Annotated in this window: 16 protein-coding genes; 9 read left to right on the top strand and 7 right to left on the bottom strand. The window is 67.0% G+C overall.

The annotated features are described in order from the left end of the window. Positions 1-11: 11 nt before the first annotated feature. Positions 12-2597, top strand: a complete 2586-nt coding sequence (locus ACIOU8_RS13135) for a X2-like carbohydrate binding domain-containing protein (protein WP_400790187.1) — start codon at positions 12-14, stop codon at positions 2595-2597. 304 nt (positions 2598-2901) lie between these two features. Here the strand turns inward: ACIOU8_RS13135 and nrdF are convergent, their stop codons facing one another. From nrdF to nrdH, 4 genes are read right to left on the bottom strand one after another with little or no spacing between them, the layout of a single operon-like run. Beyond that, on the bottom strand, positions 2902-3882 hold the full coding sequence (gene nrdF / locus ACIOU8_RS13130) for a class 1b ribonucleoside-diphosphate reductase subunit beta (protein WP_091226104.1): 981 nt from the start codon (positions 3880-3882) through the stop codon (positions 2902-2904). A 45-nt stretch (positions 3883-3927) separates the two neighbouring features. Beyond that, positions 3928-6048 carry a class 1b ribonucleoside-diphosphate reductase subunit alpha gene (gene nrdE / locus ACIOU8_RS13125; protein ID WP_400790698.1) on the bottom strand — a complete coding sequence of 707 codons (2121 nt, stop codon included), beginning with the start codon at positions 6046-6048 and terminating at the stop codon, positions 3928-3930. A gap of 20 nt (positions 6049-6068) precedes the next feature. Then, on the bottom strand, positions 6069-6530 hold the full coding sequence (gene nrdI, locus ACIOU8_RS13120) for a class Ib ribonucleoside-diphosphate reductase assembly flavoprotein NrdI (protein WP_400790185.1): 462 nt from the start codon (positions 6528-6530) through the stop codon (positions 6069-6071). A 6-nt stretch (positions 6531-6536) separates the two neighbouring features. After that, positions 6537-6770, bottom strand: coding sequence for a glutaredoxin-like protein NrdH (gene nrdH / locus ACIOU8_RS13115; RefSeq protein ID WP_290163066.1), 234 nt, complete (start codon positions 6768-6770; stop codon positions 6537-6539). 434 nt (positions 6771-7204) lie between these two features. Between nrdH and ACIOU8_RS13110 the strand changes: the two genes are divergently transcribed. From ACIOU8_RS13110 to ACIOU8_RS13085, 6 genes are all read left to right on the top strand, one after another. Further along, on the top strand, positions 7205-8368 hold the full coding sequence (locus ACIOU8_RS13110; protein WP_400790182.1) for an MFS transporter: 1164 nt from the start codon (positions 7205-7207) through the stop codon (positions 8366-8368). Continuing rightward, a complete protein-coding gene (locus ACIOU8_RS13105) occupies positions 8365-9279 on the top strand; it encodes a sugar kinase (RefSeq protein ID WP_400790180.1) in 915 nt (304 codons plus the stop codon). Before ACIOU8_RS13110 ends, ACIOU8_RS13105 begins: the two co-directional genes overlap by 4 nt. Before the next feature lie 44 nt (positions 9280-9323). After that, on the top strand, positions 9324-10082 hold the full coding sequence (locus ACIOU8_RS13100; protein ID WP_400790177.1) for an alpha/beta fold hydrolase: 759 nt from the start codon (positions 9324-9326) through the stop codon (positions 10080-10082). A 2-nt stretch (positions 10083-10084) separates the two neighbouring features. Then, positions 10085-11239 carry an acyl-CoA dehydrogenase family protein gene (locus ACIOU8_RS13095; RefSeq protein ID WP_400790696.1) on the top strand — a complete coding sequence of 385 codons (1155 nt, stop codon included), beginning with the start codon at positions 10085-10087 and terminating at the stop codon, positions 11237-11239. An 88-nt stretch (positions 11240-11327) separates the two neighbouring features. Further along, positions 11328-11795 (top strand): Lrp/AsnC family transcriptional regulator, encoded by a 468-nt coding sequence (locus ACIOU8_RS13090; protein WP_400790174.1) that lies wholly within the window; start codon positions 11328-11330, stop codon positions 11793-11795. Then, positions 11792-13186 (top strand): aspartate aminotransferase family protein, encoded by a 1395-nt coding sequence (locus ACIOU8_RS13085; RefSeq protein ID WP_400790172.1) that lies wholly within the window; start codon positions 11792-11794, stop codon positions 13184-13186. Before ACIOU8_RS13090 ends, ACIOU8_RS13085 begins: the two co-directional genes overlap by 4 nt. Before the next feature lie 103 nt (positions 13187-13289). Here ACIOU8_RS13085 and ACIOU8_RS13080 read toward each other — a convergent pair whose 3' ends face one another. Beyond that, positions 13290-14780 (bottom strand): PucR family transcriptional regulator ligand-binding domain-containing protein, encoded by a 1491-nt coding sequence (locus tag ACIOU8_RS13080; protein ID WP_400790169.1) that lies wholly within the window; start codon positions 14778-14780, stop codon positions 13290-13292. 146 nt (positions 14781-14926) lie between these two features. On the opposite strand from ACIOU8_RS13080, the gene ACIOU8_RS13075 reads away from it, so the two are divergent. Beyond that, a complete protein-coding gene (locus ACIOU8_RS13075) occupies positions 14927-16411 on the top strand; it encodes a CoA-acylating methylmalonate-semialdehyde dehydrogenase (RefSeq protein WP_400790168.1) in 1485 nt (494 codons plus the stop codon). A 20-nt stretch (positions 16412-16431) separates the two neighbouring features. After that, on the top strand, positions 16432-17820 hold the full coding sequence (locus tag ACIOU8_RS13070; protein ID WP_400790165.1) for an aspartate aminotransferase family protein: 1389 nt from the start codon (positions 16432-16434) through the stop codon (positions 17818-17820). A gap of 19 nt (positions 17821-17839) precedes the next feature. Here ACIOU8_RS13070 and ACIOU8_RS13065 read toward each other — a convergent pair whose 3' ends face one another. Next, the gene (locus tag ACIOU8_RS13065; protein WP_400790163.1) at positions 17840-18568 is read right to left on the bottom strand and encodes a FadR/GntR family transcriptional regulator; all 729 of its coding nucleotides are present in this window, start codon (positions 18566-18568) and stop codon (positions 17840-17842) included. A 34-nt stretch (positions 18569-18602) separates the two neighbouring features. Continuing rightward, positions 18603-19382 (bottom strand): 3-oxoacyl-ACP reductase, encoded by a 780-nt coding sequence (locus tag ACIOU8_RS13060; RefSeq protein WP_400790160.1) that lies wholly within the window; start codon positions 19380-19382, stop codon positions 18603-18605. Positions 19383-19405 lie beyond the last annotated feature (23 nt).

Genomic DNA, 19405 nt, shown 5'->3' with positions numbered 1-19405 from the left:
AGAAAAAGCGGATGGCGTCGGTCACCGCCGCGCTCGCCGTCCCGGCGCTAGCCCTGAGCCTCGCGCCGGGCGCGAGCTGGGCGACCGAGCCCACCCCGGACCCGACGTCCACCTCCGCGCCCGAGAGCACGCCGGCTCCATCCGAGACGGCCGTGCCGATGGAAGAACCGACCGAGACGCCGGCTCCCACAGAGTCGGCCGCCCCGGAGGAGGTCACCACTCCGACCTCCGCGCCGTCCCCCGATTCCACGGCCCCCGCCAAAGAGGCACGGCGCACGCAGAACAGCGACGACGGGATCTCCCCGCTCTCCGCAAAGCCCTACATGGGCTGGAGCAGCTACAGCATGCAGGTCTACGAGGGCGGTCAATGGATCACGGCCGACCAGATCAAGGCCCAGTCCGACGCAATGCACGACAAGCTGCAGGAGTACGGCTATGAGTACATCAACATCGACGCCGGCTGGAACGGCGGGCAGGATGAGTACGGTCGTCCGATCCCCAGCACGACACTGTTCCCAGACGGCCTGGACGACGTCATCGACCACGTGCACGACAACGGTCAGAAAGTCGGCCTCTACCTCATCCCCGGTATGAGCCTCGAAACGGCGCAGAAGGCACTCCCGATCTACGGCGCGCCCGAGTGCACTACAGAGAACATCCTCAAGCAGCCCCTCCAGCAGGGCGACTACTGGAGCTACGGCTACCGGATCGACTTCGAGAACCCCTGTGCCACGAAGTACATCGATTCCATCGCCGACATGCTCGGCGAATGGGGAGTCGACTTCATCAAGTTCGACAGCGTCACTCCTGGCTCGGGTGTGAGCGACCTGTCCATGGACGCCCGCGAAGAAGTCGCTGCGTGGTCTGCGGCTCTCGAACGCAACAACATCTGGTTCGAACTGTCCTGGGCCGTCGATATCAATTACGCCGACTACTGGAAGCAGTATGCGGACGGGTGGCGCATCGACTGGGATGTCGAGTGCTACTGCGGCGATGAAGCACTCGTGAGCTGGGAGACAGTCTCTCGCCTGTTCCCGCGCCTTTCTGACTGGTGGCGTCACGGCGGGCCGGCCGGGTGGAACGACCTCGACTCCCTCAACGTGGGTAACGGCAAGATGGACGGGCTGACGAAAGACGAGCGCCGCCTCGCCGCCACACTGTGGGCCACGTCCGCCGCCCCGTTCTATCTAGGCAACGACCTCACCACCCTCGACCCCTATGGGCTCGAGCTGCTCACCAACCCTGAGGTCATCGCCGTCAATCAGGCAGGCATCCCCGCCCGCCCTGTCTCCACCGCGACGAAGCACCAGATCTGGTACGCACTCGCTCCCGATGGGACGTACACCGTCGCGCTGTACAACCTCGGACGAGCGGATGCCGACATCACCGTCGACTTCGCAGACATCGGTCTCGACGGTTCAGCGAAGGTCCGTGACCTGTGGTCCCGCAAGAACCTCGGCAACGCCGATGGCAGTTTCACGGCAGAGAGCGTGCCGATCCACGGCGTGCGCCTGCTCAAGGTGACGCCGGCGAAACAGTCGGTACTGACGGTCAACGACGACGCCCTGCGCGTGAAGTACGCAGGCGACTGGGCGCGCAACAACGGCGCTGAGCTGCCTGCCACCTCGCAGCCGTTCACGGTCGCCGTCTCCGATACCCCCGGCGGCGGCACCCCGACCCCGCCCGCGACGGGGCTGACGGTCACACTGAACGACGACGACTCACGGATCGCCTACGGCGGATCGTGGGGGTACAGCAACAACCGCGGCAACGGCGACCACAACGATGATGTGCACTATGCCGAGGCGAACGGCGCGTCTTTCGAGTACACGTTCCAGGGCACCGGCATCCAGTACGTCACTGAGCTCCACGAATCCCAAGGGGACGTCGAGATCTACCTCGATGGCCAGCTTGTCGATACGGTGAGCACCTACCGGGCGCCCGCTGACGGCCGACTGTCGCAGCAGGTCGTCTACAGCGTCGCGGACTTGCCAAGCGGCAGCCACACATTGCGTGCCGTCAAAAAGTCCGGTTCGTTCATGCTCCTGGACAAACTGGTGGTCACCCTCGACAGTCAGCTGAGTACGACGTCGGGCGCCTTCAACAAGGCAGAACCCAGCGACATCACCGTCGATCTGCTTCGCGACCCCAGTTCATTGTCGGCAATCAGCATGGGGGGCGTGACGCTGGAGCGCGAAACGGACTACATGTTGTCGGGATCCACTGTGACAATCTCCTCCGCGTTCCTGGGGACCTTGTCCGTCGGCGAGACGATCCTCGACTTCGACTTCTCGGGTGACTACCTGGACGACGTGCACTCCACGACAGCGGACGGCGACCGCGTATCGTTCACCTTCCGGGGCACGGCAGTGTCATGGATCGGACCGAAGGCAGCGGACCAAGGAACAGTCGACGTGTTCCTTGACGGCGAGAAGGTCGCGACGGTCGACACCCATGCCGCGACCAGGCTCACGTCTCAGGAGCTGTTCTCCGCGACGAAGCTAAAGGACAAGGAACACACCATCGAGATAGTCAAGACCTCAGGGGACGTTCTGCGGTCGGACGTCTTCACCTACACCGTGAAGAAAGCCGGGTAAGCGGATGCGGGGCGCGTCCAGCACGCGCCCCGCATCCCACCGTGACTTCTCTTGCTCCAACCGCCGAGCACGCGGAACGGGCGTTCATAGTAGAGCGAAAGAGCGAGTCCGGACACTGTTGCTCCTGCGAGTGTGAGCCCAACAGAAAGATCCGGAACCCTCTGCCGTGCGGACCCTCGTCATCACCGGCTCTCAGGGATCGATGAGCGAGAACGCGCTAGAAGGGCCGCGGAATTGAAGAATTCCGCGGCCCTTCTTGGACCAGCATGGCTTTCGAACGATGTCAGCCGAACCGACAGGTGACTCAGAAGTCCCAGTCGTCGTCTTCCGTCGCCTCGGCCTTGCCGATGACGTAGGAGGAGCCCGACCCCGAGAAGAAGTCGTGGTTCTCGTCGGCGTTCGGCGAGAGCGCCGACAGGATCGCCGGGTTCACGTTCGTGACGGTCGAGGGGAACATCGCTTCGTAGCCGAGGTTCATGAGCGCCTTGTTGGCGTTGTAGTGCAGGAACTTCTTGACGTCCTCGGTCAGGCCGACGCCGTCGTAGAGGTCCTGCGTGTACTGCACCTCGTTGTCGTAGAGCTCGAACAGCAGGTTGAAGGTGTAGTCCTTCAGCTCCTGGCGGCGCTCCTCGGTCTCCTTCTCGAGACCCTTCTGGAACTTGTAGCCGATGTAGTACCCGTGCACGGCCTCGTCGCGGATGATGAGACGGATCAGGTCGGCCGTGTTCGTCAGCTTCGCCTTCGACGACCAGTAGATCGGCAGGTAGAAGCCCGAGTAGAACAGGAACGACTCGAGCAGCGTCGAGGCGACCTTGCGCTTGAGCGGGTCATCACCCTGGTAGTAGTCCATGATGATCTGAGCCTTCTTCTGAAGGTTCGGATTCTCGGTCGACCAGCGGAACGCCTCGTCGATCTCCTTGGTCGACGCGAGCGTCGAGAAGATCGAGGAGTAGCTCTTCGCGTGCACCGACTCCATGAACGCGATGTTCGTGTAGACGGCCTCTTCGTGAGGCGTGATCGCGTCGGGGATCAGCGACACGGCGCCGACCGTGCCCTGGATCGTGTCGAGCAGCGTCAGGCCGGTGAAGACGCGCATGGTGAGCAGCTGCTCTTCGGGCGTCAGCGTGTTCCACGACTGCACGTCGTTCGACAGCGGCACCTTTTCAGGCAGCCAGAAGTTGTTCACCAGACGGTTCCAGACCTCGAGGTCCTTGTCGTCCTGGATGCGGTTCCAGTTGATCGCCTGAACGCTGTCGACCAGCTTGAGCGGGGGGTGAGGAGTCATGATTCTTCGTTTCTCGATACCTGGGTCACTGAGCCTGTCGAAGTGTCAGAGCATGCAGGAGACGCACTCCGTCATATCGGTGCCCTCCAGTGCCATCTGACGCAGACGGATGTAGTAGATCGTCTTGATGCCCTTGCGCCATGCGTAGATCTGAGCCTTGTTGATGTCACGCGTCGTGGCGGTGTCCTTGAAGAACAGCGTCAGCGACAGGCCCTGGTCGACATGCTGGGTGGCGGCGGCGTACGTGTCGATGACCTTCTCGTAGCCGATCTCGTATGCGTCCTGGTAGTACTCCAGGTTGTCGTTCGTCATGAACGGCGCCGGGTAGTAGACGCGGCCGAGCTTGCCTTCCTTGCGGATCTCGATCTTCGACGCGATCGGGTGGATCGACGACGTCGAGTTGTTGATGTACGAGATCGAACCGGTCGGGGGCACCGCCTGCAGGTTCTGGTTGTAGATGCCGTGCTCCTGGATCGACGACTTCAGCGCCACCCAGTCAGCCTGCGTCGGGATGTGCTTGCCCGCGAAGAGATCCTTGACCTTCTCGGTCTCGGGCACCCAGGCGCGCTCGATGTACTTGTCGAAGAACTCCCCCGACGCGTACGTCGAGTCCTCGAAGCCGTCGAAGGCCTGCTTGCGCTCGATCGCGATGTTGTTCGAGGCGCGCAGCGCGTGGAACAGCACCGTGTAGAAGTAGATGTTCGTGAAGTCGATGCCCTCTTCGGACCCGTAGTGCACGTGCTCGCGAGCGAGGAAGCCGTGCAGGTTCATCTGGCCGAGGCCGATCGCGTGCGACCGGTCGTTGCCGTCTTCGATCGAGCGGACCGAGCGGATGTGGCTCTGGTCGCTCACCGCGCTCAGCGCACGGATCGCGGTCTCGACCGTCTGGCCCAGGTCATCGGCATCCATCGACAACGCGATGTTCATCGAGCCGAGGTTGCACGAGATGTCCTTGCCGATCTGGTCGTACGACAGGTCGTCGTTGTACGTGGTCGGTGTGTTCACCTGCAGGATCTCGCTGCAGAGGTTCGACATGTTGATGCGGCCCTTGATCGGGTTGGCCTTGTTCACCGTGTCCTCGAACATGATGTACGGGTAGCCCGACTCGAACTGGATCTCGGCGACGGTCTGGAAGAACTCGCGCGCGTTGATCTTCGTCTTCTTGATGCGCGGGTCGTCGACCATCTCGCGGTACTTCTCGGTGACCGAGATGTCGCCGAAGGGAACGCCGTAGACCTTCTCGACGTCGTACGGCGAGAAGAGGTACATGTCCTCGCCGTTCTTGGCGAGCTCGAACGTGATGTCGGGAACCACGACGCCGAGCGACAGCGTCTTGATGCGGATCTTCTCGTCGGCGTTCTCACGCTTGGTGTCGAGGAAGCGCATGATGTCGGGGTGGTGCGCGTTGAGGTACACCGCTCCTGCGCCCTGACGGGCACCGAGCTGGTTGGCGTAGCTGAAGCTGTCTTCGAGGAGCTTCATCACGGGGATGATGCCCGACGACTGGTTCTCGATCTGCTTGATCGGAGCGCCGGCCTCACGGATGTTCGAAAGCAGCAGTGCAACGCCACCACCGCGCTTGGAGAGCTGGAGAGCGGAGTTGATGCCGCGGGCGATCGACTCCATGTTGTCTTCGATGCGCAGCAGGAAGCAGCTGACGAGCTCGCCGCGCTGTGCCTTGCCCGAGTTGAGGAACGTCGGGGTCGCCGGCTGGAAGCGACCGGAGATGATCTCCTCGACCAGTGCGACAGCGAGGTTCTCGTCGCCGCCAGCGAGGCCGAGGGCCGTCATCACGACGCGGTCTTCGAAGCGCTCGAGGTAGCGCTTGCCGTCGAACGTCTTGAGCGTGTAGCTCGTGTAGTACTTGAAGGCGCCGAGGAACGTCTCGAAGCGGAACTTCTTGCCGTAGGCGAGGTCGTTGAGCTTCTGGATGAACTCGAGCGAGTACTGCTCGATCACGGCCGGCTCGTAGTACTCCTTCTCGACCAGGTAGTCGAGGCGCTCCTTGAGCGAGTGGAAGAAGACCGTGTTCTGGTTGACGTGCTGCAGGAAGTACTCGCGTGCCGCCCGCTTGTCGGCGTCGAACTGGATCTTCCCGTTCGCGTCGTACAGGTTCAGCATCGCGTTTAGGGCGTGATAGTCGAGGCCCTCGTAGGTCGGGTTCATCTTGAACGCCACCGTGTCCGTCACTGAGTCTGATCCTGCCTGCTCGTCAACTGCGGTACCCACCGTCGCTCCAATCCGTCGCTCACGCGATCTACATCGTCTTGTGTGCCGAAGATCTCGAGCCGATACAAGTGAGGCACGTTGCACTTGCGGCTGATGATGTCACCGGCGAGACAGAACGAGTCGCCGAAGTTGGTGTTCCCCGCGGAGATGACTCCGCGGATGTGCTTCCGGTTGCGCTCGTCGTTGAGGAACCGGATGACCTGCTTGGGCACCGCGCCTCGTTCGACGCCGCGCCCCTCACCCCCGCCGTACGTGGGGGTGATCAGCACGAAGGGCTCGTCGACGACGAGCCCTTCCTGCTGTCGGAGAAGGGGAATGCGTCGGGCCGGGAGCCCGAGCTTCTCGACGAAACGCGCGGTGTTACCCGAGGCGCTCGAGAAGTAGGCCAGGAGCGGCGCGGCGGTCGCGACGGCGCTCATGGTGGATCACGCCAGACGCGAGGCGAGCTCGTCGATCTTGTCGGGACGGAAGCCCGACCAGTGGCCCTCGTCGGTGACGACGACCGGCGCCTGCATGTAGCCGAGCGCCTTGACCTGCTCGAGTGCACTCGCGTCTTCCGACAGGTCGAGGATTTCGTACTCGATGCCCTTGGCGTCGAGCGCTCGGTAGGTGGCGTTGCACTGAACGCAGGACGGCTTCGTGTAGACCGTGATCGACATCTTTTCGCTTCCCCTCACATCTCTGGCCTGCATCTGAATCAGGCTGTTTTCCGGTAGACCCTCACCGGGATCTCAATACTACATATAGGTACGGACATTCAGGGTGACCACTAGGGGTAGTAGTTACATACGTGTAGTTTTCCACCGCTCTCCACTGATACAACACAGGTTCTCCACCGTTTCTTCCACAGGCTCGGGCCCCTCGAGAGCACCTCCGAACCGCGAGAAATCGCGGCTGGGAACGACCTGTGAGAGATCCATCCACAGGTCGGACCATACGACCGACCTCGGACATCGGATTTTCTGTGGAAAGTCGGTTTGGGCGTGTCGCGGCGTGTCGCAGATGAGCCGCTTCGATCGGTGTCGGCAGCTCCCGGTAGCGTTGACCCGTGGCGGGATATCAAGACCTTCTTCGCACGCCCGGAGTGGCGCGCATGATCGCTGCACAGCTGACCGCTCGCTTCCCCAACGGGATGACCTCGCTCGCGATCCTGCTGCACGTCGAACAGCAGACCGGCTCCTACGGCTCGGCGGGCCTGGTGCTCGCCGCCACCAGCGTGGGTCAGGCGGTCGCCGGTCCGATCACGAGTCGATGGATGGGCGCCTGGGGCATGCGCCGCGTGCTCACCCTCACGCTCGCCGTGTGCGTCGTCGCGGTGCTGGGCCTGGCACTGCTTCCCCTGAACGTTCCCGGCTATATGGTGCTGGGCATGATCGCCGGGCTCTCGACACCCCCGGTGCAGTCGGCGGTGCGCACCATCTATCCGAAGCTCGTGAACGCGAAGCAGCTCACCCCGCTGTTCTCCCTCGACGCCTCGCTGCAGGAGATCATCTGGGTCCTCGCCCCCGTCGTGATCACCCTCGTGTCCACCCAGGTCGGCACCGCCGAGGGACTGCTGCTCGTGGCGATCGTTCTCATCGGCGGCGGAGCCTGGTTCATCCTCTCTCCCGAGGTCGGCCGCGTGCGCATCCCGCGCAGTCGCAGCGCACTGGGCAAGGTCGTGCTCAAGCCGCCGGTGCTGCTCGCCACCGTCATCGGGTTCCTGCTCATCGGGGCGTGCTCGGCCGTCGAGGTCGGCGTCGTCGCGACGTTCGAGCACGGCAGCCTGGCGGCGGGCCTCGTGCTCGCGGTGTTCGCCGTCGGCAGCCTCGCCGGCGGACTCTCTTTCGGGCACATCCCGATCGGCCCATGGGCGATGGCCCGCCGACTCACCATCGTCACGGTCGGCCTGGCGCTGACCATGTTCTCCCTCAACGAGTTCTGGCTCGGCGGCACGCTCATCGTCGCCGGCATCGGCGTCGCCCCGGCTCTCGCCGTGCTGTTCGCCATCACGACTGCGAGCGTCAAGTTCAGCGAGACCGCAGAGGCGTTCGGCTGGGCGGGCACCGGGCAGCTCATCGGCGCCGCGGCAGGCTCGGCGGTGGCCGGCTTCCTCGTCGACGCGACGGATCCGCGCGGCGCCTACCTCGCCGCGACGCTCTTCGCGGCAGCCGGACTCGTCGTGTCGATCATCTTCGTCCGTTCCTTCCCCGATCTGCGTCATCGCGATGCGAGTCCTCACCCCGACACCGAACCCCTGGCGGTCACCCCTTCATGAGCTCTGCCCCCTCCCCCGCATCCATCGCCCCCGAGGTCGTCTGCATCGGCGAGTCCATGGGACTCGTCACCGCCCTCGGCGCACCGCTCGCCGAGACCGAGACGGCAGCACTGGGGATCGCCGGCGCAGAGGGCAACGTCGCCGTCGGGCTCGTCTCGGCAGGGCACCGGGCCGCCTGGGCGTCACGCCTGGGCGACGACCCGATCGGCGGGCGCATCTCGACCGAGCTCGCGCGCCGCGGAGTCGACCTCTGGGTGACGACGGATGCGGATGCTCCGACCGGCGTCATGTTCAAGGACCCTGGCATCGAGTCGTCGTCCGTCTACTACTACCGACGCGGATCGGCGGCGTCGCTGATGGCACCCGGGTTCCTCGACCCCGAGCATCTCGCGGGCGTCCGCATCGTGCACACGACCGGCATCACCCCGGCGCTCTCCCCCTCCTGCCGCGTGATGGTCGACCAGCTGTTCAGCGACGCGCGCGCGGCCGGCGCGCTCGTCTCGTTCGACGTGAACGACCGCAGGGCGCTGTGGACGATGCACGAGGCGGCTGAGACCCTGGCCAGGCTTGCGGATGCCGCCGACATCGCCTTCGTCGGTCGCGACGAGGCCGAGCGCATCTGGGGCACCGTGACTCCCGCCGAGATCCGCGCGCACCTTCCGCGCTGCGGGCTGCTCATCGTCAAGGACGGCGACATCGGTGCGACGGCGTTCCACGGTGATGACGAGCCGGTGTTCGTGCCCGCCCCGCGAGTCGACGTCGTCGAGCCGGTCGGCGCCGGTGACGCCTTCGCAGCCGGGTTCCTCGCCGCGACGCTCGAGGGCGCCGAGCTCGCCGAGCGGCTCTCGGCCGGACACGCAGCCGCCGCCCGCGTGCTCACCACTCACGGGGATCTGCCCCCGCTGGCCTGAGCTCGGCACGCCTCACCCGCACGACCCGGTCGTAGGCTTGCTGCATGCCCGCACCGCTCTCGCTGCCCCGCATCTCCTGGGGTGATCCGGCCTCCGACCGCCGAGTGCTCCTCGTGCACGGACTCGGCTCATCCGGCGCCCTCATGTGGCGAGTGGGCGTCGCCCTCGCCGACGCCGGATGGCATGCGACCGCCGTCGATCTGCGCGGCCACGGCGATGCCCCTCGCGCCCTCGACTACTCGGTCGCGGCCTATGCGGCAGATCTCGTCGCGACGATTCCCGAGGGCGGCGGGCCGTGGCACGCCGTGGTCGGCCACTCGCTCGGCGGTGCCGCGAGCGCAGCAGCCGCAGCATCCGCTCCCGAATGGACCCGCCGCCTGGTGCTGCTCGACCCGGCGATCCTGGTCGGCGGCCGCGATGCCGCGATCGTGCGCCGCAGCCAAGAGCGCGCGTTCGCCGACAACAGAGTCGAGCTCGTGCAGCAGGAACATCCGCAGTGGCATCCGCAGGACTGGGAGCTCAAAGTCGACGCCGTGCATCGGGCGAGTGCGTGGGCCGTCGAGCAGACAAGTGCGCAGAACACCCCCTGGGATGTCACGGCGGATGCCGCGCGGCTGACCGTCTCCACCCATGTGATCGCGTCGGATCCCGCGGTCTACAGCATCTTCACCGGCGACGTCGCCGCCGCGGTACTCGCCTCGAACCCTCTCATCACGATGTCGGTCGTCGAGGGAGCCGGTCATTCGCTGCACCGCGACAAGCCCGAAGAGACCGTTCGACAGCTGAGAGAGGCCCTCGCGTGAGCATGTTCGACCCGACCGCGTATCTTCCCGACGACCTGCTCGAGCGCATCCGCGAGCGGGCACCGATCCATGACCGCGAGAACACGTTCCCCGAGCAGGATCTCGACGAGCTGCGCGACGCCGGCTACCTGTCGATCCTCGTGCCGACCGAGCGCGGGGGCGCTGGTCTCGGACTCGCCGAGGCGGCGATCCTCCAGCAGCGTCTCGCCACGGCCGCCCCGGCCACGGCCCTCGCGATCAACATGCACCTCGTGTGGACGGGCGTCGCCAAGGTGTTCTCCGACCGCGGAGTGCCGGGCCTCGAGTTCGTGCAGGACGGCGCGGTCGCCGGCGAGGTCTTCGCCTTCGGCATCAGCGAGGGCGGCAACGATCTGGTGCTGTTCGGCAGCGACACCGATGCCGTGCCCAGCGCCGACGGCGGCTACGCGTTCACCGGCACGAAGATCTTCACTTCGCTCGCGCCGGTCTGGACGAAGCTCGGCCTGCACGGGCTCGACACGACGAGCGCCGACGCCCCGAAGCTCGTCTTCGCCTTCGTCGACCGCACCGATGCGGTCGTCACGGGCGACGACTGGGACACTCTCGGCATGCGGGGCACTCAGAGCCGCACGACCCGACTCGACGGAGCCACGGCGGATGCCGCGCATGTGGTGCGCCGCATCGATCCGGGCCCGAACCCCGACCCCATCGTCTTCGGCATCTTCTCGGTCTTCGAGATCCTGCTCGCCTCGGTCTACACGGGCATCGCGCGCCGTGCGCTCGACCTGGCCGTGCTCACCGCGCAGAAGCGCCGCTCGAAGAAGACGGGTGCGGCGTACAGTCAGGACCCGGACATCCGCTGGCGCATCGCCGACATGGGCCTCGCGTACGATGCCCTCCCTCCGCAGATCGCCGTGCTCGCCCGCGATGTCGACGAGAAGGTCGACAACGGTGCCCGCTGGTTCACCCTGCTCTCAGGCGTCAAGCACCGGGCGATCACGATGTCGAAGCACGTCGTCGATCAGGCGATGCTGGTCGCCGGCGGTGGCTCGTACTTCTCCTCGAACGAGCTCTCGCGCCTCTACCGTGATGTGCTCGCGGGGGCCTTCCACCCGTCTGATCCCGAATCGGCACACGCCACCGCGGCGAGCGCCTGGCTGGGTCCACTCGATTCCTGACCGCGATATTCTGCGGTTTGCCCGCTGCGACTCCGGTAATTCTGCGGAATCGGTTGAAGACAGCCCGCCCTGGTGCGAGGATCGCATCATGACGCCTTCGAAGAAGCACCCCCCGTTGGACGGTGTCGCCAAGACGATCATCGAACTGCTGCAGGAAGACGGCCGACGCTCCTACTCAGACATCGGGCGTGAGGTCGGCCTGAGCGAGGCCGCCGTGCGCCAGCGCGTGCAGCGTCTCACCGAGTCCGGCGTGATGCAGATCGTCGCGGTGACCGATCCGATGCAGCTGGGCTTCGCCCGGCAGGCGATGATCGGCATCCGCGTCTCGGGCGACACCCGCGTGGTCGCCGAGGCCATCGCCGAGATCGCCGCGATCGACTACGTGGTGATCACGGTCGGCTCGTTCGACATCCTCGCCGAGGTCGTCTGCGAGGACGACGAAGACCTCCTCGCCCTCATCAACGACCACATCCGCCCGATCGACGGCGTGCTGTCGACCGAGACCTTCATCTACGCCAAGCTGCAGAAGCAGCTCTACAACTGGGGGACCAGATGAGCACGCACCGCACGACTCCGTCCGAGGCCGAACTGCAGGCCATGGCCAAGGACCACCTGTGGATGCACTTCACGCGGCAGTCCACGATGGAGAAGAACGGTGTGCCGATCATCGTCAAGGGCGACGGACACCGCATCTGGGATTCGAAGGGCAAAGAGTACTTCGACGGTCTCTCGGGGCTGTTCGTCGTCAACGCCGGGCACGGACGCCGCCGTCTCGCCGAGGCCGCAGCGACGCAGGCATCCGAGCTGTCGTTCTTCCCGCTGTGGTCCTATGCGCACCCCGCGGCCATCGAGCTCGCCGACCGTCTGGCCGATGAGGCCCCCGGCGACCTCAACCGCGTGTTCTTCTCGACCGGAGGCGGCGAGGCGGTCGAGACCGCGTTCAAGCTCGCGAAGCACTACTGGAAGCTGATGGGCAAGCCCACCAAGCACAAGGTGATCTCGCGCTCCGTCGCCTATCACGGCACGCCGCAGGGCGCCCTGGCCATCACCGGCATCCCGGCGATGAAGTCGATGTTCGAACCTGTCACGCCCGGTGGCTTCCGGGTGCCCAACACCAATTTCTACCGCGCGGCCGAGATGGGTGGCCCGAGCGACGACCTCGAGGCGTTCGGGCGCTGGGCCGCCGACCGCATCGAGGAGATGATCCTGTTCGAGGGCGCAGATACGGTCGCGGCCGTCTTCCTCGAGCCCGTGCAGAACTCGGGCGGATGCTTCCCTCCGCCTCCCGGATATTTCGCCCGGGTGCGCGAGATCTGCGACCGCCACGACGTGCTGCTCGTCTCGGACGAGGTCATCTGCGCGTTCGGCCGTCTCGGACACACCTTCGCGTGCACCGGACTCGGCTACGTGCCCGACATGATCACGTGCGCCAAAGGCATGACGAGCGGCTACTCGCCGATCGGCGCCACCATCGTGAGCGACCGGATATACGAGCCGTTCTCGAAGGGCGACGTGTCGTTCCCGCACGGTTACACGTTCGGCGGCCACCCCGTCTCGGCAGCGGTCGCTCTCGAGAACCTCGCGATCTTCGACGAGGAGGGGCTCAACGAGCGGGTGCGTGAGAACTCGCCCCTGTTCCGCGCCGAGCTCGAGAAGCTGCTCGATCTGCCCCTCGTCGGCGATGTGCGCGGCGACGGCTACTTCTTCGGCATCGAGCTCGTGAAAGACAAGGCCACGAGGGAGACGTTCGACGACGACGAGTCCGAACGGCTGCTGCGGGGGTTCCTCTCTCCCGCGCTGTTCGAGGCTGGCCTCTACTGCCGCGCGGACGACCGCGGCGACCCCGTGATCCAGCTCGCGCCGCCGCTCACGGTGGGCCCGGCCGAGTTCCGTGAGATCGAGCAGATCCTGCGGAGCGTGCTCACCGACGCGCAGTCGGTGCTCTGACGCTCGCTTCGGGGGCCGACACACCAGACGCCGAACGCCCCGTGCAGGCGCGTCCGACACATGGCGTGTCGGCCCCCGAAGTGGCGCAATGCCAGGCAACGGCTCAGGCGGATGCCGCGGTGCGCCGCCTCGCGAGCAGGGCGAGGTGCAGCGCGGCGATCGTCTCACCGTCGTCGAGGTCGGCCTCGAGGAGGTCGCCGATCAGCGCGAGGCGCTGATAGAACACCGACCGTGACAGGTGGCTCGCGGCGGCCGCCGCCGAGCGGTTACCCGGGTGGGCGACGAGCGCCGCGAGCACGTCGAGCAGGTCACCCCGGCGCTCCTGGTCATGGCGGATCAGCGGCGCCAGCATCCGCTCGCTGTGCTCGTGCAGTCGGTGGTCGTCGCGCAGGGTCGCCACCAGACGCTCGAGCGGGCGGTCATCGACGCGGCGCACCCTCGCTCCGGCCTCGGCCCTGTCGCTGTCAGCGAGATCACGCGCCGCGCGGAGTGACCCGAGCAGGCCGATCACCTCGTCCGCGACCGGACCCACGAAGACGGCGCGATCGGGGCCGGCGATGCGCAGCAGCACCTCGTCGGACAGCACCGCGGATGCCGGCAGCGACAGCAGCGCGACGTCGTCGTCGGCCACGCGGGCCGCGACCACGGCGAAGCCCGCCTGCCGTGCGCGATAGGCGAGTTCGCTGATCGACGCCGAACCGCGGGCGACGATCCCATGGCAGTGGCGTCCCGCGAGCGCGAATCCTCCTGCGCGCAGGCGGGCGTCGATGTCCTCCGCCCTCGCGAAGCGCGCGCCGAGGAGATCGTCGATCACGGCCCGCTGTGCGAGGAGTGACCACTCCGCATCGCCGCCGTCGGCGATGCAGCCGAACGCGAGAGCGGTCGCCCCCTGCTCGAGCACGGTGACGCGGCCGGCGGCGTGTGCCGGGCCGGGAAGCGCGAGAAGCGTGCCCCAGCGCACTCCTCGCGCCTGCACGGCAACCTGCTCGGCGTCGCCTCGGCGGTCGAGCACCTCGGCGATCGGCATCCCGAGCCCTTCGGCCGCGATCACCTCCCGCGCGAGGTTCTCGAGCACCACCGGGGCACCGAGAGCGCGGGCGGTCTCGGCCACCACCACATCGGCCGGCGCCCCCTGCAGGCTCAGTGCGGTGAACAGCTCGTGCAGATGCTGCCGCTCGTGCAGGGCTTGCGTCTGCGCGGCGATCAGCGCGTGGTGCACCGACTCGGTCACCGAGACGAACTTCACCTCGTGGGTGAGCGCGATGAGAGCGAGACCGACCGTGGCGCACACGTCGACGACCGCCTGCGGCACGGCATCGCGCGCTGTCCCGACCTCGACGACGATGCCGGCGATGCCCGCCCGATGCAGGCTCGTCGCGAAGTCACGCAGCTCTGCGGCGTCGGCGGGCCAGCCCGCGCCCGTCGTCAGCAGCAGCTCACCGCCGTCGAGCAGACGCGCGACGCCGACGCTGTCGGAGACGTGCACCCACCGCACCGCGGCGTCCAGCGCCGCACCCCCGACGAGCACGTCGGGCTCGCCCGCCTGCACGGCCGGCTCCCCCAGCACGTCAGCGACCGTGAGATAGGCAGCCATCGCCGGACGATCTGTACGATTGCCGCTGATCTCGCTACGTTCTGACACCGGGCCAGCCCCTCTTGCTCTGTGATCATGGGAGAAAGCCAGCGTATCGAACCTCGGTCAGAATGTTCGATGCGGATCACACACTGCGAGGGAGCCCCGTGGACATCGTCCGTCACATCATCAATGGAGCAGAGACCGCCGAGGCCGCGCGCACGGGGCAGATCTTCGACCCCGCCACCGGACAGGTCACCAAGCAGGTCGCCTTCGCCTCGACCGCAGAGGTCGACGAGGCGATCGCCGCCGCGGCATCCGCTCTGCCCGCCTGGCGCGAGACGAGCCTCATCAAGCGCGCCGACGTGTTCTTCCGCCTGCGTCAGCTGCTCAAGGAGCGCACACCCGAACTCGCGGCGATCGTCACGTCGGAGCATGGCAAAGTACTCTCGGATGCCGCCGGCGAGGTGTCGCGCGGCATCGAGAACGTCGAGTTCGCCGCCGGTCTCGTGCACCTCCTCAAGGGCGAGCGCAGCGAGCAGGTGTCGCGCGGCGTCGACGTGCACTCGGTCAAGCAGCCGGTCGGTGTGGTCGCCGCGATCACCCCGTTCAACTTCCCCGTGATGGTGCCGCTGTGGATGGTCGCCTCGGCGATCGCGTGCGGCAACACGGTCGTGCTCAAGCCCAGCGAGAAAGACCCTTCGGCGGCTGTCTGGCTTGCGAAGCTCTTCCAGGAGGCAGGTCTGCCCGACGGCGTGCTCAATGTCGTGCACGGCGACAAGGAGGCCGTCGACGCTCTGCTCGAGTCGCCACGCGTGAACGCGATCAGCTTCGTGGGCTCGACCCCGATCGCCCGCTCGATCTACCAGCGCGCCGCGAACGCCGGCAAGCGGGTGCAGGCGCTCGGCGGCGCGAAGAACCACATGGTCGTGATGCCGGATGCCGACATCGACGCCGCCGCCGACGCCGCGATCTCGGCCGCCTACGGGTCGGCCGGCGAGCGCTGCATGGCCGTCTCGGTGCTGGTCGCCGTGGGCGACATCGCCGACGACCTGGTCGCCGCGATCGCCTCGCGCATCGGCGGCCTGACGATCGGCGCCGGCACCGACGCCGCGAGCGAGATGGGTCCGCTCATCACGCGCGAGCACCGCGACCGCGTCGCCTCGTACGTGACGGGAGCCGCGGACGAAGGAGCGACGGTCGTCGTCGACGGCACGACGAAGGAGTTCGACTCCGAGGGCTTCTTCATCGGAGTCAGCCTGATCGATCAGGTCGCGCCGGGCATGAAGGTCTACGACGACGAGATCTTCGGGCCGGTGCTCTCGGTCGTGCGCGTCGAGACGTATGCCGAGGCCGTCGACCTCGTCAACGCGAACGCCTACGGAAACGGCACGGCGATCTTCACTCGTGACGGCGGCACCGCCCGTCAGTACGAGTTCGACATCGAGGTCGGCATGGTCGGGGTCAACGTGCCGATCCCCGTGCCGATCGGCGCGTACTCTTTCGGCGGCTGGAAGGACTCGCTGTTCGGCGACTCGCACATCTACGGTCCCGAGTCGGTGCACTTCTACACTCGGTCGAAGGTGGTCACCACGCGCTGGCCCGACCACACGCCCTCGCAGATCGACCTGGGCTTCCCGAGCAACCACTGAGCCAGAGAGCGACACACGACATGACGACCTTCACCGATCGCCACGGCGCATCGCACCCGCTCCCCGCCCCCGAGGCCGAGGCGCAGGTGCGGGCTGACGACCGCGGCCACGTCTTCCACTCCTGGAGCGCGCAGGGCCTGATCGACCCGCTTCCCGTCGCCGCGGGCGAGGGCTCGACGTTCTGGGATTACGCCGGCAACGCGTACCTCGACTTCTCGAGCCAGCTGGTGAACCTGAACCTCGGGCACCAGCACCCCGATCTCGTGGCGGCGATCCAGCAGCAGGCCGGTCGCCTCTCGACGATCCAGCCGGCCATGGCCAACGACGTGCGGGGCGAGCTCGCCCGGCTCATCGTCGAGGTCGCACCCGAGGGGTTCGAGAAGGTCTTCTTCACGAACGGCGGCGCCGAGGCCAACGAGTACGCGGTGCGCATGGCCCGCCAGTCGACCGGTCGCCACAAGGTGCTCTCGATGTACCGCAGCTACCACGGGTCGACCTCCACGGCGATCTCGCTCACGGGTGACCCTCGCCGGTGGGCCAACGGCACCCCCGACTCTGGCGCGGTGCGCTTCTTCGGTCCCTACCTCTACCGCTCGCCGTTCCACGCCGAGACGCCGGAGCAGGAATCCGAGCGCGCACTCGCCCACCTCGAGCAGACGATCCAGCTCGAGGGCCCTCAGACGATCGCCGCGATCATCATCGAGACGGTCGTCGGCACCAACGGCGTGCTGGTGCCGACGACCGGCTACCTGCAGGGCGTGCGCGAGTTGTGCGATCGCTACGGCATCGTCTACATCGCCGACGAGGTCATGGTCGGCTTCGGACGGCTCGGCGAGTGGTTCGGCATCGACGCCTACGACGGGCGCCCCGACCTGATCACCTTCGCCAAAGGCGTGAACTCCGGCTACGTGCCGCTGGGTGGCGTCGTCATCTCCGAGCGGATCGCGCGCGCCTTCGACACCACGCCCTTCGCGGGCGGACTGACGTACTCGGGCCACCCGCTCGCCTGTGCCGCGGGCGTCGCGACCTTCGAGGTGTTCCGCCGCGACGGCATCCTCGAGCGCGTACGCGACCTGGGCGAGCGCATCGTCGAGCCGACGCTGCGCGGCTGGGTCGACACGCACCCGAGCGTCGGAGAGGTGCGCGGGCGCGGCCTCTTCTGGGCCGTCGAGCTCGTGCGCGACAAGGCGACGCGCGAGCCGCTCGTGCCGTTCAACGCGAGCGGAGCGGATGCTGCGCCGGTCGCCGCATTCGCCGCCGCGGCGAAGAAGGCCGGCGTCTGGCCGTTCACGCACTTCAACCGCATGCACGTGGCTCCGCCGCTCGTGATCGGCGAGGACGAGCTGGTGCGCGGTCTCGCCGTGCTCGACGAGGCCCTCACCGTCGCCGACGAGCACGCCGCGAGCTGAGAGTCCTGCTGCGCGGCTTCTAGATCAGGAACCCGCGCAGCAGCACCTCCGACCCCGCGAGGTGGTCGCGCATCGCGGCCTCGGCGACATCGGGACGCCCGGCGAGGATCGCCGTGACGATGCGCTCGTGCTGCTCGCCCGAGTGCTGGATGTTGCGCGGCATCAGCGGGAACGTGTCGAGCCACGCGTTGACGTCGGCCCTGTTCTCGGCGACGAGTGCGACGAGCGACGGGATGCCGGCGGCCTCGGCGATCGCGAGGTGCAGCAGGGTGTCGAGCCGGCGGTACTCCTCGGGACCGGCCGGCAGCGCTGCCTCGTGCCGGGCCCACAGGTCGGCACGAGTCGCCGCATCCAGAGTGCGGCCCGCAGCCGCACGCACCGCGCCGGTCTCGAGCACCCGCCGCAGACCCAGCACGTCGTCGATCTCGGCGGCGGTCACTGCTCCGGCATCCGAGGGCTGCGGCAGCGGATCCGCGACGAACGTGCCGCCGTACCGACCGCGCTTCGGAACCAGATAGCCGGTGTCGGCGAGCTCGCGGATCGCCTCGCGCACGGTGTCGCGACTCACTCCGAAGGATGCCGCGAGCTCGCGCTCGGGTGGCAGCGACTCTCCTGGCGCGACCACGCCGAGACGGATGGTCTGCACGAGCCGAGCGACCGCATCCTCGAGGGCGTTGCCTCGGCGCAGTGGACGGTAGACCGCCCGGCGCACCCCGACGAGATCGCCGTCGGATGGGTGCTCGCTCATGCTTCTCAGCCTGTCACAGCGACATGGTCCCGCTTCACAGCGGGGTGACGTAGGCGTTGGTGATGCCGCCGTCGACGACGAAGGCGCTGGCGGTGATGAACGACGAGTCGTCCGAGGCGAGGAAGGCCACGGCCGCGGCGAGCTCCGACGGTTCGGCGAACCGCCCCATCGGCACATGCACGAGTCGCCGCTGCGCCCGCTCGGGGTCTTTCGCGAACAGCTCCTGCAGCAGCGGGGTGTTCACCGGTCCGGGGCACAGCGCGTTGACGCGCACCCCCTGCCGGGCGAACTGCACGCCGAGTTCACGCGACATCGCGAGCACTCCGCCCTTCGACGCGGTGTAGCTGATCTGCGAGGTCGCCGACCCGAGCAACGCGACGAACGAGGCCGTGTTGATGATCGACCCCCGACCTGCCGGCACCATGTGGCGCAGCGCTGCACGGCTGCACAGGTACACGCTCTTGAGGTTCACGTCCTGCACGCGATCCCAGGCCGGCAGCTCGGTCGTCTCGATCGAGTCGTCGTCGGCGGGCGAGATGCCGGCGTTGTTGAACGCGATGTCGATGCGGCCGAACTCCGCCGCGACCCCGTCGAACAGCGTGTCGACCATGGCCTCGTCGGCGACGTCGACCGGACGGAACACGCCGCCCACCTCGGCCGCGGCCGCTTCGCCCGTGGCGGGGTCGACGTCGGCGATGACGACGAACGCGCCTTCTGCGGCGAAGCGCTGGGCCGTGGCGAAGCCGATTCCGCTCGCGCCGCCCGTGATGATGGCGACGCGGTCCTTGAGGCGCTGGGTCAGATCGATGGTCATGTGTGTTCTCCGTTGCAGGGTGT

Source organism: Microbacterium sp. NPDC087589 (assembly GCF_044743635.1).
Taxonomy (GTDB): domain Bacteria; phylum Actinomycetota; class Actinomycetes; order Actinomycetales; family Microbacteriaceae; genus Microbacterium.
The sequence above is the reverse complement of the archived record's forward strand: the minus strand, read 5'-3'. Positions and strand labels throughout refer to the sequence as shown.

Coding starts and splice junctions, on each gene's coding strand:
- ACIOU8_RS13060 (WP_400790160.1), bottom strand. CDS start 19,382: ATGACCATCGATCTGACCCAGCGCCTCAAGGACCGCGTCGCCATCATC.
- nrdF (WP_091226104.1), bottom strand. CDS start 3,882: ATGACTCCTCACCCCCCGCTCAAGCTGGTCGACAGCGTTCAGGCGATC.
- nrdI (WP_400790185.1), bottom strand. CDS start 6,530: ATGAGCGCCGTCGCGACCGCCGCGCCGCTCCTGGCCTACTTCTCGAGC.
- ACIOU8_RS13065 (WP_400790163.1), bottom strand. CDS start 18,568: ATGAGCGAGCACCCATCCGACGGCGATCTCGTCGGGGTGCGCCGGGCG.
- ACIOU8_RS13095 (WP_400790696.1), top strand. CDS start 10,085: ATGTTCGACCCGACCGCGTATCTTCCCGACGACCTGCTCGAGCGCATC.
- nrdH (WP_290163066.1), bottom strand. CDS start 6,770: ATGTCGATCACGGTCTACACGAAGCCGTCCTGCGTTCAGTGCAACGCC.
- ACIOU8_RS13105 (WP_400790180.1), top strand. CDS start 8,365: ATGAGCTCTGCCCCCTCCCCCGCATCCATCGCCCCCGAGGTCGTCTGC.
- ACIOU8_RS13090 (WP_400790174.1), top strand. CDS start 11,328: ATGACGCCTTCGAAGAAGCACCCCCCGTTGGACGGTGTCGCCAAGACG.
- ACIOU8_RS13080 (WP_400790169.1), bottom strand. CDS start 14,780: ATGGCTGCCTATCTCACGGTCGCTGACGTGCTGGGGGAGCCGGCCGTG.
- ACIOU8_RS13085 (WP_400790172.1), top strand. CDS start 11,792: ATGAGCACGCACCGCACGACTCCGTCCGAGGCCGAACTGCAGGCCATG.
- ACIOU8_RS13135 (WP_400790187.1), top strand. CDS start 12: ATGGCGTCGGTCACCGCCGCGCTCGCCGTCCCGGCGCTAGCCCTGAGC.
- nrdE (WP_400790698.1), bottom strand. CDS start 6,048: ATGAACCCGACCTACGAGGGCCTCGACTATCACGCCCTAAACGCGATG.
- ACIOU8_RS13100 (WP_400790177.1), top strand. CDS start 9,324: ATGCCCGCACCGCTCTCGCTGCCCCGCATCTCCTGGGGTGATCCGGCC.
- ACIOU8_RS13070 (WP_400790165.1), top strand. CDS start 16,432: ATGACGACCTTCACCGATCGCCACGGCGCATCGCACCCGCTCCCCGCC.
- ACIOU8_RS13110 (WP_400790182.1), top strand. CDS start 7,205: ATGATCGCTGCACAGCTGACCGCTCGCTTCCCCAACGGGATGACCTCG.